At 58.9% G+C, this 12,745-nt stretch carries 13 protein-coding genes and 1 pseudogene; 4 read left to right on the forward strand and 10 right to left on the reverse strand.

From position 1 onward, the window contains the following. Positions 1-109: 109 nt before the first annotated feature. The 8 genes from MA884_RS17960 to MA884_RS17995 form a co-directional block, all read right to left on the reverse strand. Positions 110-1,339 (reverse strand): hypothetical protein, encoded by a 1,230-nt coding sequence (locus MA884_RS17960; protein WP_256231757.1) that lies wholly within the window; start codon positions 1,337-1,339, stop codon positions 110-112. Positions 1,340-1,371: 32 nt separating this feature from the next. After that, positions 1,372-1,821, reverse strand: coding sequence for a YcgN family cysteine cluster protein (locus MA884_RS17965; protein ID WP_186656064.1), 450 nt, complete (start codon positions 1,819-1,821; stop codon positions 1,372-1,374). A 263-nt stretch (positions 1,822-2,084) separates the two neighbouring features. Next, positions 2,085-3,020: a D-2-hydroxyacid dehydrogenase gene (locus tag MA884_RS17970; RefSeq protein ID WP_256231758.1), complete on the reverse strand. Its 936-nt coding sequence runs from the start codon at positions 3,018-3,020 to the stop codon at positions 2,085-2,087. 123 nt (positions 3,021-3,143) lie between these two features. Next, complete coding sequence (locus MA884_RS17975) at positions 3,144-3,437, reverse strand: YcgL domain-containing protein (RefSeq protein ID WP_256231759.1); 294 nt, start codon at positions 3,435-3,437, stop codon at positions 3,144-3,146. Beyond that, the gene (rnd, locus tag MA884_RS17980; protein WP_256231760.1) at positions 3,434-4,567 is read right to left on the reverse strand and encodes a ribonuclease D; all 1,134 of its coding nucleotides are present in this window, start codon (positions 4,565-4,567) and stop codon (positions 3,434-3,436) included. The genes MA884_RS17975 and rnd overlap by 4 nt, the downstream gene beginning before the upstream one ends. A gap of 121 nt (positions 4,568-4,688) precedes the next feature. After that, positions 4,689-5,330, reverse strand: a complete 642-nt coding sequence (locus MA884_RS17985) for a class I SAM-dependent methyltransferase (RefSeq protein WP_256231761.1) — start codon at positions 5,328-5,330, stop codon at positions 4,689-4,691. A gap of 70 nt (positions 5,331-5,400) precedes the next feature. Beyond that, complete coding sequence (locus MA884_RS17990) at positions 5,401-7,050, reverse strand: phosphoethanolamine transferase (protein ID WP_256231762.1); 1,650 nt, start codon at positions 7,048-7,050, stop codon at positions 5,401-5,403. A gap of 203 nt (positions 7,051-7,253) precedes the next feature. Next, positions 7,254-8,636: a glutamine synthetase family protein gene (locus tag MA884_RS17995; RefSeq protein ID WP_256231763.1), complete on the reverse strand. Its 1,383-nt coding sequence runs from the start codon at positions 8,634-8,636 to the stop codon at positions 7,254-7,256. A 523-nt stretch (positions 8,637-9,159) separates the two neighbouring features. On the opposite strand from MA884_RS17995, the pseudogene MA884_RS18000 reads away from it, so the two are divergent. Next, positions 9,160-9,462, forward strand: a pseudogene (locus tag MA884_RS18000) (LysR family transcriptional regulator); the annotation flags it as partial. Between the two features lie 105 nt (positions 9,463-9,567). Here the strand turns inward: MA884_RS18000 and MA884_RS18005 are convergent. Both MA884_RS18005 and MA884_RS18010 read right to left on the reverse strand, forming a co-directional pair. Beyond that, positions 9,568-9,933, reverse strand: coding sequence for a 5-carboxymethyl-2-hydroxymuconate Delta-isomerase (locus tag MA884_RS18005; protein WP_256231764.1), 366 nt, complete (start codon positions 9,931-9,933; stop codon positions 9,568-9,570). Positions 9,934-10,005: 72 nt separating this feature from the next. Continuing rightward, entirely contained in the window at positions 10,006-10,959 is a 954-nt protein-coding gene (locus tag MA884_RS18010) for a LysR substrate-binding domain-containing protein (RefSeq protein ID WP_256231765.1), read from the reverse strand. Between the two features lie 165 nt (positions 10,960-11,124). On the opposite strand from MA884_RS18010, the gene MA884_RS18015 reads away from it, so the two are divergent. The 3 genes from MA884_RS18015 (at position 11,125) to MA884_RS18025 (ending at position 12,739) form a co-directional block, all read left to right on the forward strand. Continuing rightward, positions 11,125-11,316 (forward strand): DUF1508 domain-containing protein, encoded by a 192-nt coding sequence (locus MA884_RS18015; protein ID WP_256231766.1) that lies wholly within the window; start codon positions 11,125-11,127, stop codon positions 11,314-11,316. 142 nt (positions 11,317-11,458) lie between these two features. Further along, positions 11,459-12,265 (forward strand): AraC family transcriptional regulator, encoded by an 807-nt coding sequence (locus MA884_RS18020; RefSeq protein ID WP_256231767.1) that lies wholly within the window; start codon positions 11,459-11,461, stop codon positions 12,263-12,265. Between the two features lie 102 nt (positions 12,266-12,367). Further along, complete coding sequence (locus MA884_RS18025; RefSeq protein ID WP_256231768.1) at positions 12,368-12,739, forward strand: cupin domain-containing protein; 372 nt, start codon at positions 12,368-12,370, stop codon at positions 12,737-12,739. Positions 12,740-12,745: the final 6 nt, after the last annotated feature.

Genomic DNA, 12,745 nt, shown 5'->3' on the forward strand with positions numbered 1-12,745 from the left:
GCAAAGATCCAGCCTGGGAGCAAGCCTTGCCCCACAGGATCAAGTCCTACCAAACAGTTCATCCGGCAAAGAGCCAGTGTGGGAGCAAGGCTTGCCCGCGATAGCGGTATTACTGAAGTAGCTTGCTATCCAGAACGGTGGAGCCCCCACCCAACACACTTTCACTGAGTTGCACAAACTCCCGGGTATCGACCGTCTCCAGACGCATGGCGGCCTGCAGCACGTCATCGAGCGAGCGCTTGTTGCGGGTTTTCAAACGAATCTCGCGGTCCAGCTCCTGCAACAGCAACACCGCCTTGGCCACCGTCGCCGGGCCGATCTGCTCGCCGCGCAAGGTGGTGACGCCTTTGCTGTCCCGAGCGAGCCGGTCATTCAGGCTCTGGTAGCGCTCATCACTCATGCCGCCGGCCCGGCGCAGCAATTCGATGGCGTAGTACTCGGCCAGCCCTTCGCTGATCCAGTCACTGCGCTCACGGTCGTTGACGCGCACCAGCATCTGCACCAGTTCCCGCAACATCGGGCTATTGCCGCGCTCGCTGACCAGAGGGAGGCGACTGTGCAGATAAATCGATTCATGCCCGGCCTGGGCGCCACGCCACATCGGGTCTGACGCGCCGACGATCAAAAGCTTGTCGGGATGGCGCGGTACCAGCGCCTGCACCTGCGGCCAGACGAACGTCAGCAGCGTCAGCACATCCATCCGGCGCATACCCTGGCCTTGGGGCGAAGCCACCGTCACCTCGGTCTCTCCCAGGCGTGTGCGACGGCTGCCGAGTTTGCCGGCGAGCATCCAGCCGGTGGGTCGATCGAACAGCCGCGAGGGGTTGTCGATGCGAAAGCGCTGCTTGCCGATGCGCGGCCAGGGCGTTTCGATGCTCTTCCAGTCTTCAGGCAGTTCAAACTCCAGACGTGCAACCAGCTCGACACCGTCCTGCTGGTCGAGCCGGGCCGATGGCACCAGGTCATCGCCGCGCAGCAAGGCCCAGCCGGGAGACATGCGGGTTTCGAAAGTGCCGTTCTTGCGGGCCTGGCTGATGCGCACGCGATAGGTCAGGCTCGCCTTGTCAGCGGGCGGACGCCAAACACCGCGTGTTTCCTCGCCGGGAATGAGTTGCCATTGACCGTCGGCCTTGAAGTGGCTGTAGCGGCTGCCATCGCCGAGGTCGAAGTCCAGGCTGCGCACCGCCGAGCCCCGTGCCAACGTCAAGCGCACTTCGGCCTGATCGCTTTGCGGCAACAGATGCACGTGATAATCCAGGTCGACCCTCTGCGCTGCCCACAGCGGCCCACACACCGCCAACAGCCCGGCTGCCAGCATCCGTTTCAATCCTGCTGCCATGGGTTCTCCCTGATGGTGCGATGCCTGGCCGTTCAGCCAGCGCGAAAAATCAGATGATCTTCCCAATCGTCTTCGGGCACGCTGCCTTCGGCCAGCATGCGCCCGGACTGGGAAATGCGTTCGTGGTGCACGGCATCGCGATCACCGCAGACCAGGTGGTGCCACAGCGGCAGATCCTTGCCCTCGCTGACCAGGCGATAACCGCAGGTCGGCGGCAACCATTTGAACTCATCGGCCTTGCCCGGTGTGAGCTGGATGCAATCGGGAACAAAGTCGCGGCGCCGGGGATAGTCGGTGCACTGGCAGGTCTTCAGGTCCAGCAATTTGCAGGCAATGCGCGTGTAATAGACGCTGTTGTCGTCTTCGTCTTCGAGTTTTTGCAGACAGCACAGGCCACAGCCATCACACAGCGATTCCCACTCCTGTGCATCAAGCTGATCGAGGGTTTTACGTATCCAGAACGGTTCGACTTTGGCGGCCATGGCTCAAGCAATCAGCATCAGGTGGTGAAAAGGCCGTCAGTCTAGTGCCGGGGCCTCTTCAGGCCAAGCATGGGCGACTGTCGGTAGGGCGTTGCGTTGGCGAAGTCCGTATGTGGATTGGCCGAGAACACCGATTGGGTGACCGCTGAAGATCACTGTGGGAGCGAGCCTGCTCGCGATAGCGCCGGTTCAGCCAGCATTGATGTCGACTGGCAAACCGCTATCGCGAGCAGGCTCGCTCCCACGAGTTGATTTGGGTCGGTCTAATATCCCCGATCGAAATCCACTTCCCCGCGCAATGCTGTTTCGCCAGCCTGGTAGGCCCGCAGGTTTTCCAGAAACAACTGCACCATCATCGCAGGCGACGTCGGTGCCGAGCTATGGCCAGTCAACAGCAAGCCCCAGGCCGTCCAGAACGGATGCCGCTGAGGCAAGGGTTCCTGACGGCAAACGTCAATGACCGCGCCGGCCAGGTGCCCTTCCTTCAAGGCTTGCACCAGATCCGCATCGACCACGGCCACGCCGCGTCCGACATTGATGAACAGGCCGGAGGGCTTGAACTGCCTGAACAGCGTCGCGTCATATATATCGTGAGTGTCCGGCGTGTTGGGCAGCAGGTTGATCACGTAATCCACCTCGCCCACCATGCGCGGCAGATCCTTCATCGCCCCGACCTCGATGAACGGCGCCAATTCCCGGGCTTCGCTGGCAATGCCATACAACTGCACGCCAAACGGCTCCAGGAACTGCGCTACGCGCTGGCCGATATCGCCGGTCCCGACGATCAGTGCCTTGCGCCCAGCCAGGCTTTGACCCTGACGATTGTCCCACTTGCGCTCCACTTGGCTGACCAGCCTCGCCAGCACCTCGCGCTCATGGCCGAGCATATAGGTAAGGACGTACTCGGCCATCACCTGGCCAAAAATGCCCACCGCACGGGTCAGACGATAATCGCGCGTCAAGCCCTCGGCCAGCAGCGGTGTGATGCCCGCCCAGGTCGATTGCAGCCATCGGGGTTGATGGCCTTGACGCACCAGGGTAGCCAGCAGGTCGGGCTGGCCCAGCCAGACCAGGCAGTCGGCGGCCAGTCGCGACAGCTCGGCGGAGTCGCCGCTGGTCAGGACTTCGATATCGGGTGCAGCCTGTCGCAGAAGCTGGGCGTACACCGCGTGGTCGTGTTCGGCAATCAGAACGCGCATGGATCAAACCTTTCAAAAACTATGCAGACGACCGCCGACAGAGTGTCGCTCCATCCTTGCGGTCATCGCCAATAAACCATTCCAGTGTTTCAAGAGGCCCGGGAAAGGTGCCTCGGGGTACCGTCAGACCGGGTCGTTGCGTCGCAGCAACTCTTCAGGCAGATGTTCGATGTATTCGTCTTCGGCCGGCGGCATCTGCAGGTGATAACCCTGGGTATCGAGGTTTTCCAGCACCAGGCTGATGTCTTCCCGGGACAGCTTGCGCTCGGGGCTCAGCACCAGGTCAAAGGCATGGATCGCCTTGCCAAAGGCAGTCATCAGGGGTTCAGGCACACGCTCCAGGGCATCGCTTTTGAGCACATACAGGTACATCTCGTTTTTCTTCGAGCTTCGGTAGATCGAGCAGATACGTTTCAAGGCTGTTCTCCGGCGGTGGCCAGGCTGTCGAGCAGCGCCTGGCCCATCAATTCGCGGCGCCAGCCACGCAGCGAATCGGGCAATTGGTAGGGTCCCTCGGGAAAGCCGCTCTTGATCAGCGCTTCGAGGGTTTTCTTGCGCAGCATCAGTTCAGGGGCGATTCCCAGGCGCTCGGCCTCAGCCTGCCCCAGTGCCCGCAGACGCTTGACCAGCGCTGAGGCCTCGATGGGTAAGGGTTCGGCCACGGCTGGCGGCCATTGCTCGGGCGGCACGCTGGCGGCGCGCTTAATCAGCTCCAACAGGAACTCGCCGTCCTGGCGCACGGTACGCGGGTGCATGTCTTCGATTTTCGCCAGCGCACCGAGGTTATCCGGCTGAGTACGGGCCAGAGGCCACAGCGAATGCTCGCGAATGACCCGGTTGCGCGGCAGGTCACGGGCCCGCGCTTCCCGCTCGCGCCAGGCGCATAGCTCGCGCAGCACGGCCAGTTGAGCACGGGAAAGTTTCCAGGCCAGCTTGGCCTCGCGATAAACCTCATAGGGGTCGACTTCGCGACGCAGGTTGGCCACCAGCTCGGCGCCATCCTCCAGGACCCAGGCGTATTTTTCGTCAGAAAGCTTCGGGCGTAGCTGTACGAAAACTTCCGCCAGATGCACTGCATCTTCAGCGGCGTAGCTGATCTGCGTTTCGGACAATGGCCTTTGCAACCAGTCGGAACGGGTTTCGCCCTTGGGCAACTCGATGCCCAATACTTCCTGTACCAGCCGGGAGTACCCCATGGAAAAACCCAGGTTCAGGTAGGCGGCGGCCAATTGAGTGTCGAACAGCGGTGCGGGCAGGCTGCCGGTCAAGCGCAGCAGCACTTCAAGGTCTTCGCTGCAGGCGTGCAGCACCTTGAGCACTGCCGGGTTTTCCAGCAACGCGGCCAGCGGTTTCCAGTTGTCGATGGTCAAGGGGTCGATCAGATAGGCGCGCTCGCCGTCGCCGATCTGCAACAAACCGGCAATGGGATAAAACGTGTCGACCCGCATGAATTCAGTGTCGAGGGCGACGAATGGCAACTGCTGCCATTGGGCGCAAAACTGACCGAGGCTATCGTTGTCGCGAATCCAGTGAATATCGATGGCCACACGGCTCTCCCTTGAAGAATGGCGCGCAGTATATATCGCCGTCAGCGATTGCGAGCATCCATAGAGCGGGAGCCTGAGAGAAATCGCCTGCGTGAAGGCAAGAATAGTCCTACATCGGCAATTAACCGGCCTTGCACAACGCATAAACCCGCTTCAGCGCAAACCCTGGCAGAAAATCCTGGTACCACAGCAGGCTGAAACCGGCCTGGCGAAACTCGGTTTCAACTTCAGCCTTGTCGGCCAGGCCGCGGTGCGGCCCAGGTCCGATGTTGAGGTGACCTTCAATTTGCACCGACACAATCACCGTGTCACGGCTGACCCGATGAAATTCGCGCAACAGCGCCAGCCGATCTTCACTGTCCCTGACGTGCCGAAACAGTTGCAGACACAAAATACAGTCCACCGCGTTAGCCGACAGGCCGAGGGTGAATGCCGAACTGGGAAAGGTCGTGACCCGCTCCAGCAACGCGCCGCCATGGTGGGTTCGGGCATGATCGAGCATGTCCGGCGAAGGGTCCGCTGCCAGGATCACCCGGTTGGCATGTTCGGCCAGCACCGGCCAGAACCGCCCCGCGCCACAGGTCACATCCAGCACCAGTCCCGGTTCACCGGCGGCTTTCAAGGCATTACGCACCAGTTGCTCGTCACGCCAGAACGCCAGGCGCAGTCGCTTGGGCACCGCTTGACGACAGATGCGCGCGTGTTCCCGGTCATGATGCCTGGCGAACTCGATCTCTACGGGGGATGGGGGTTGCCCGGACATACCAACCGCTCTTGGGAAAGATGAATAGGAACAGGCTAACCACCGGTACGTGAAAAAAAAGTCGAGGCGCTCACTGCCGGGCCAGCACGCCGTCAATGACCGCGCCACGGCAACCGGCGAACAGGTCCAGGTCCCGGTTGTAAACCTTGCTGTTGACTTCCAACAGCCCGAGCATCGAATGAAACAGATTGTCCTGGCTCAAGGGCTTGTCCCGGCTCAGTTGCAGGCAGTGGGTATCGACCGAGAAGGACTTCTGGTAGCTGTCGGAAAACCAGGCCAGCATCGCCACGTGTTTCTGTTGTTCCGGGGCGAGCATGTAGGGCGTGCCATGGAGAAACAGGTTGTACTCGCCCAGGGATTCGCCATGGTCCGACAGGTACAGCATCGCGGTGTCGACCTTATCCTGATTGGCCCGCAGCAGGTCGATCAGGGTCGATAACACATGGTCGGTGTACACCAGCGTGTTGTCGTAGCCATTGACGATGCTCTGGCGGCTGCAATTGTTCAGCGCATTGCTTTGGCACACCGGGGTGAAATGTTCGTATTGCTTGGGATAGCGCTTGAAGTACTCCGGCCCGTGACTGCCCATTTGGTGGAGCACCAGCACGGTGTCCCTGTCGAGGGTGTCGATGAAATGCTGCAGGCCCTGGAGCAGAATTTCGTCGCGACACTCACTGTTGGCGCACAGCGCCGGGTCCTTGAGATTGCTGACGTCCTGCACGGTGACCCGATCGCAAGTGCCTTTGCAGCCCGACTGGTTGTCACGCCAGATCACCTCCAGCCCGGCGCGCTTGAGCACATCGAGCAGGCCTTCTTCGTTCCTGGCCTTGCTGGCGTCGTAATTCTTGCGGCCCATGTTGGAAAACATACACGGTACCGATACCGCCGTTTCGGTACCGCAGGAATGCACATCAGTGAAGGCGATCAGGCCGGCTTCTTGATTGAGTTGCGGCGTGGTATCGCGGTCGTAGCCCAGGATGCCGAAGTTCTCGGCACGAGCGCTCTCCCCCACCACCAATACAGTCAGGGACTTGCGGGCATGGGATTGCCAGACCGGATTGCGACTCGCATCTTCACCCAAGGTGATGAACGGCTGTTTGGCCGACGCGACCTGCTCACGCAAGTACCCGATCGACGCACCGATGTAGTTGCTCGGCACCACCATCAAGTGCAATTCATGGTGATTGCGAAATAACGAAGACAACCCTTGATAATTGGCCAGGGCGACCACGCCGATCACCGCAGCCGACACCCCACTCACCACTAACTTGCTTAATAGCTCTCTGGGCCAGCGGCGATACTTTATCGGTGTTTTCAATAATAACCAGGACGGCAACACGCCTAACAAACCGAGGTAAACAAACAACTTTAACGACAGTAAATCACGCACTTCCGTGGCATTGGTTTCGGCGAAGTTACGAAACATGCCGGCATCGATCAGCACACCATACTGAGCCATGAAATACGCCACACCGGCGCTGATCAGAAAAAGCACTATCAGCAAAGGCTTGAGCAGCCCACGGAACGCCACCAGTGTCAGTACCAGATTGAAGGCGAACAACACCAGTACCCCAAACGCCACACCGATCAGCGCGCCCCCGCCGCCACCCGCCGTGATGGTAAGCAGGTGCTGCCAGAGCACGACGTTAAAGCCCACTAATAAAAAGGCACTGGCGACCAGCGTGATCCACTCGGGGCGCACGGGTTTAAGAGTCAGCATGATGGTTGACCGTTTCCTGAAAGTTGCTCTTTATAAAAAAAGTGCCGAAGAAAAGTATGAAAAAACCTTTTCCTACGGCAACGCGAACTTTAGGCAGCCCACTATCAATTTTTTGTGAAAAGAGTGCTAATAAATAATTTTTTAAGCCGCCCTTTTTAACGGCAAACCACACGTTTTAACCCATGTGTAGCATGTCGCTGAATTCAGGCCTGATTCAGATACCAACGCCAGTCCTGCTCTCCCACCTCGCCCATGAACTGGCGGTATTCGGCGCGCTTGACCGCCAGGTAAACACCAAGGAATTCATCACCGAAAGCTTCCCGAGCCCAGGTCGAAGCTTCAAGCGTGCGCAAGGTAGTGAGCCAGTCAGTGGGCAGCAATTCGCTCGCCTGGGCGTAGCCATTACCTTGCACCGGCGCACCGGGATCACACTGCTCACGGATGCCACGATGGATGCCGGCCAGGATCGCCGCGGCGGCCAGATAGGGATTGGCGTCGGCCCCACAAATGCGATGTTCAATGTGCCGCGAGAACGCCGGGCCGCCCGGTACCCTAAGGCTCACTGTGCGGTTGTCCACGCCCCAGGTCGGCGCCAGCGGCGCGTAGCTGTTGCTCTGGAATCGCCTGTAGGAATTGGCATTCGGGCAGAACATCAGCAGTGAGTCGAGCAAAGTATCGAGCATCCCGCCCACCGCATGGCGCAGCAGCGGCGTGCCATCGGCGGCCTCGCTGGCAAACAGATTGTGGCCCTCGCGGTCCGCCAGGCTTACGTGCATGTGCATGCCCGAACCGGCCAGTTCCTCGAACGGCTTGGCCATGAAACACGCCTGCATGCCGTGTTTATGCGCCACGCCTTTGACCAGACGCTTGTAGCGCACCGCTTCATCCATGGCTTGCAAGGCATCGGTGCGGTGTTGGAGAGTGATTTCCACCTGACCCGGCGCGTATTCGGAAATGGCCGTTCGGGCCGGGATGCCCTGCGACTTGCAGGCCGCGTAGAGGTCCGCCAGGAACGGCTCGATCTGTTCCAGTTCGCGCAACCCATAAACCTGCGTGGCGCGGGGGCGGCCGCCATCAGCGTCCCGCGCCGGTTGCGGTCGGCCCAGGCTGTCGCGCTGCGCGTCCAACAGATAGAACTCCAGCTCCGCCGCCATCACCGGGTAATAACCGTCGGCCTGCAAAGCGTCGATCACTTGGCTGAGCAGGTAACGCGGATCGGCGATGGTCGCCGGCATGCCTTCTTGAGGATGCATGCTGACCTGAACCGCGGCAGTGGGGATCAGCCGCCAGGACATTCGCTGCAAGCTGCCGCTGATGGGATAAGCCCGACAATCGATGTCGCCAACATCCCACACCAGCCCGGAGTTTTCGACGTCATCGCCGTTGATGGTCAGCCCGAGGATGGTACTGGGTAAAGGCCGCCCACTTTCGTAGACCGCCAACAACTCGTCCCGGTGCAGCAGTTTGCCCCGAGGCACACCGTTGCTGTCGAGGATAAACAACTCGAACAGCTCGATATCCGGGTTTTGCGCCAGGAACGCCTGTGCTTGTTGCAAGGGGGCAAAAGAAAGAGGAGTAGAACTCATGGGAACGCTCGTATTTTCATGTCGGACGGGCGACAAAGCACCGTCAGTCTGTGCTCGCGGTCAACGAACACTGTTTAACGATCAACAGGAAATACAAGCATCTGGAGGACGGGCGTGACGACAATGCCAGAGAGCCCAAAAAGCCAGTTCTGAGGGCAGCGCACAAAGCGTGGGGGACACACCGGACATAAACCTGCCGACCGGGCCCATTGCGGCGAATGACGGGTATTGGATTGCTGCAGGCCAACCGTCCATAAAAAAGATCACAGGAAACACACCCTTGCAGCGTCCCACGTCACCCACGCCGGTTAAACCTTGATTTGACGGAGCTTGGATCGCAACGAGCTAAACAATCGGCAAACGGATCAAGTGATGATCGATCCGTCGTGTTCGTTACATTATCTGTCCCACTCCCGACCGTGAAACTGGCGGCCTGGCATTCTCCTGGGACGATCGTTCCGTTAGGATCAAAGGTCTGGTTTGCGCAAGATCCGCGCAAGGAGCACAGCGAGAGACAGAACGGATGCTGAACAGTAACTCCCTCAGAAAACTCGATATGCAAGACCTCATGGTGTTTAACGCCGTGTACGAGCAAAGCAGCGTCACCGGTGTATCCGAGGCGTTGTGTGTCAGTCAGTCAACGGTCAGCTACTGCCTCAAGAAACTGCGGACCTGTTTCGACGACGAGCTGTTCATCAATACCCGCACCGGCATGCGCCCCACGTATAAAGCCGAGGCCATGTACTGCCATGTGCGCGCCATCTTGCAGAGCATCAACCTGTGTCATGCCGGTGCGGCCACGGTTGATCCCGCCCGGCAAGCCATCAAGCGCCTGAAGGCCTGCCGGGATTTACCTTGAAACGCAGTGCAGCCAGGCCGCCGATAGCGTCTGGCTGCGCGAGCGGATCGTCAAGCTCCGAAGCACCTGCCCTCAAGCGCCGACGATAGCCTTGGCATAAGGACCTCGATCGATGTCGAGGATTTCTACGCACAGTTGCACGGAAACGTCAGCTGGCCAGTCGCCCAGATCCTGGATCACCGCCAGCAGATTTTCGGCCAACTGCTTCTTGATCTCTGGCGAACGGCCACTCAACAAGGCCAGCTTCACATGGACGAAACCTCGCTTTTCGAAAACGGTGCCCACCAGGAAATTCTCGATTTTCACAGCCCGGCTTTTGATGTCCGATTCGGCAGCGAACTGACCGGATGCCACCAGCGCATTATTCAGGCGCAACAGTACGACACCTTCGTCTAGCTTGGGCAGGTTGGCGGTGTACTCCATGTGCAGGTGAGGCATGTGTTCGACTCCTGTTCGAAAATATGACGATGTGGTTTCAGCCGTCGCAACCATACCTCGACTTTACTTTGCTCACGCAGGTTTTGTTTCGTGGAGCGGTTTCAGGATTTGCGCCGAGTCCCCGCGCTCACTCATGAACGCCTCCAGCCGTGAGCGCAACCAGCGTTCGGCCGGATCACTGTCGACATGGCTCAGCCAGACCATGGAGAGGTCCAGGGTCGGGGTTTTGAACGGTAAAGGTTCACTGAACAACTGGCCCGAAGCGGCCATGGCGGCGGCAGTATAGTCTGGCAGGCTGGCGATCAGATCGGTGCCCGCCAGCAACGCAGGCAGCGCACTGTACTGCGGAACGGACAGCACAACCTGGCGCTTGCGTCCGATTTCGGCCAGCCACTCGTCAACAAAACCGGCGACGTTGGCGGTATGGGACACCAGCACATGAGGTCGTGAGCAATATTCGTCCAGGGTCAAGGGCGTGTCCGATGCATCGGCCCGCAGCACACTGGGCTGAATATGACGCAACAGTTTGCGCTTGGCATTGGCCGGTAACCCGCGTGTCTGACTGATGCCCACGGTGATGTCGCCCGAGGCCAACAAATCAGGGATGCGCCAGTAATCGACGTGCTGGACCACAAATACAATCTGCGGCGCCTCCTCGCGCAGACTGCGCAACAGCGGCGGCAACAGGCCAAACTCGACGTCGTCCGACAGCCCGATGCGAAACGTCATGGTGCTGCTGGCGGGGTCAAAATCGTGGGTCAGGCTCAGCGCCACCGACAGCGAGTCCAGCGCCGGTGACAAATGCTGGATGATCTCCTCGGCCCGCGCCGTGGGCTCCATGCGATGACCGACGCGAATGAACAACGGGTCGTTGAACATCTTGCGCAACCGATTGAGGGCCGAGCTAATGGTCGGCTGACCCAGAAACAGTTTTTCCGCCACCCGTGTCACGTTGCGCTCAAGCATCAGCGTTTCGAAAACCACCATCAAATTGATGTCAGCCTTGCGCAATTCATTGCGGTTCATCCACCGTCCCCGATTCGTATCATTTGAGCGAAAGCGCTGCAATTATTGGCAATATCTCATAATCATTGGAAACGAATTTCCAATAGCGAAAAGCTCCAGCTTGGCTAGGCTGCGACAACATGTTCAAAACATGTCTTGAATGAATTAATCGCAGGGAGCGAACCCATGTATTTTGAGATCTACAGGCAAAGCCGAGGCACCCATAGCACTGGAAAAGGCCAGTGGCGGTGGCGCTTGAGAGCCGGCAACCACGAAACGATCGCCAGCGGCGAATCCTATGTGAACAAGGCCGATTGCCTTCACGTCATCGGGTTGATCAAGAGCGCCCAAGGCGAGACACCTGTGAAAGAAATCTGAAACAGCGACGCGCTGTACGGATCAGTAAGCTGCTCGGCGTGACGAGCAGTTTTCTGCGACCTGAGTCCGGCTCTCGCTTTTTACTGCTCCAACGCCTATCAGACAGGTATCGTGTGCAGACAAAAGCGAGAGGCCGGTCTAAATGACTCAATCAAACCGTGATCGCGACTGGCTGGTGCGGGCGCCTGATTCGAGAAAAATGGAACGCATCGAAGCCTATTTCAGTGGCCATGGCTATACCACCCACCGGCATGACACCTACGCCATCGGCGTCACGCTTTGCGGTGTTCAGAGTTTCAATTACCGCCATAGCAAACGCCATAGCCAGCCTGGCGGAACCATCGTCCTGCACCCGGATGAAGTTCACGATGGCGAAGCAGGCACGAGCGACGGCTTTCGTTACCGGATGTTCTACATTGAGCCGTCAATGATCCAGCAAGTGCTGGGCGGCAAACCCTTGCCCTTCATCGAAGGAGGGTTGTCGAACGATCCTCACCTCAATGTCGCTACCCGCAGATTATTGAATTGCATGGATCATCCGCTCGATCCGCTTGAGGAAGAAGACGGCATCTACGATATGGCCCAGGCACTCGACAACGCAGCGGGTAACCGGCGTGGACGGCGGTTGATTGACTACTCGGCGGCAGAGCGTGCACGACTGTTTATTCACGATGCCCTTGACCAGCCCATCAACCTGGATGATTTGGTCAGGGCGAGTGGCCGGGATCGATGGAGCCTGTCCCGGGATTTTCGAGCGCTGTATGGCACCAGCCCCTATCGGTATATCAACCAGCGACGCCTGAATAAAGCCCGTCGTCTGGTCATTAATGGCATGCCATTGAGTGAAGCAGCCCTGGCTTGCGGCTTTTTCGATCAGAGCCACATGACCCGGTTGCATACCCAGGCGTTCGGCATTTCACCAGCCCGCTGGCTGAAGATGCTGCGCTGACGGCGGGCGCCATGCCCCACAAAAAGCTGCACAATCATCCAATACCCGCTCAGACTCAGGCAGTAAGGTCGCTCTTCCCTCTGCACAAGACGAGCATCCCCAATGAGTACTCACTACTCCCCCATCAATTTCGCTCAGAAATACGCACTCTTCCAGGAACAATGGGCCCCAAAAGTCGTGGCCGAAATGAACGACTACCAGTTCAAAATCGTCCGGCTCGAAGGTGATTTCGTCTGGCACGCCCACGCCGATACCGATGAAACCTTCATCGTGCTGGAAGGCGAGCTTCGAATTGATTTTCACGACGGCGCCGTGACGATTGGCGCGGGCGAGATGTACGTGGTGAAAAAAGGTGTCGAGCACAAGCCCAGCGCCGTACTGGAAGTGAAATTGCTGTTGATCGAACCTCGCGGCGTCATCAATACCGGCGAGCAAACCAATGAGCGAACAGCGGTCAATGATGTCTGGATATAACGTCGC

The organism is Pseudomonas sp. Q11 (genome assembly GCF_024494355.1).
Taxonomy (GTDB): Bacteria; Pseudomonadota; Gammaproteobacteria; order Pseudomonadales; family Pseudomonadaceae; genus Aquipseudomonas; species Aquipseudomonas hefeiensis.

Excerpts from the sequence above, each read along its gene's own strand:
- MA884_RS17960 (WP_256231757.1), bottom strand. The coding sequence starts at position 1,339 with ATGGCAGCAGGATTGAAACGGATGCTGGCAGCCGGGCTGTTGGCGGTG.
- MA884_RS17965 (WP_186656064.1), bottom strand. The coding sequence starts at position 1,821 with ATGGCCGCCAAAGTCGAACCGTTCTGGATACGTAAAACCCTCGATCAG.
- MA884_RS17970 (WP_256231758.1), bottom strand. The coding sequence starts at position 3,020 with ATGCGCGTTCTGATTGCCGAACACGACCACGCGGTGTACGCCCAGCTT.
- MA884_RS17985 (WP_256231761.1), bottom strand. The coding sequence starts at position 5,330 with ATGTCCGGGCAACCCCCATCCCCCGTAGAGATCGAGTTCGCCAGGCAT.
- MA884_RS17990 (WP_256231762.1), bottom strand. The coding sequence starts at position 7,050 with ATGCTGACTCTTAAACCCGTGCGCCCCGAGTGGATCACGCTGGTCGCC.
- MA884_RS17995 (WP_256231763.1), bottom strand. The coding sequence starts at position 8,636 with ATGAGTTCTACTCCTCTTTCTTTTGCCCCCTTGCAACAAGCACAGGCG.
- MA884_RS18005 (WP_256231764.1), bottom strand. The coding sequence starts at position 9,933 with ATGCCTCACCTGCACATGGAGTACACCGCCAACCTGCCCAAGCTAGAC.
- MA884_RS18010 (WP_256231765.1), bottom strand. The coding sequence starts at position 10,959 with ATGAACCGCAATGAATTGCGCAAGGCTGACATCAATTTGATGGTGGTT.
- MA884_RS18015 (WP_256231766.1), top strand. The coding sequence starts at position 11,125 with ATGTATTTTGAGATCTACAGGCAAAGCCGAGGCACCCATAGCACTGGA.
- MA884_RS18020 (WP_256231767.1), top strand. The coding sequence starts at position 11,459 with ATGACTCAATCAAACCGTGATCGCGACTGGCTGGTGCGGGCGCCTGAT.
- MA884_RS18025 (WP_256231768.1), top strand. The coding sequence starts at position 12,368 with ATGAGTACTCACTACTCCCCCATCAATTTCGCTCAGAAATACGCACTC.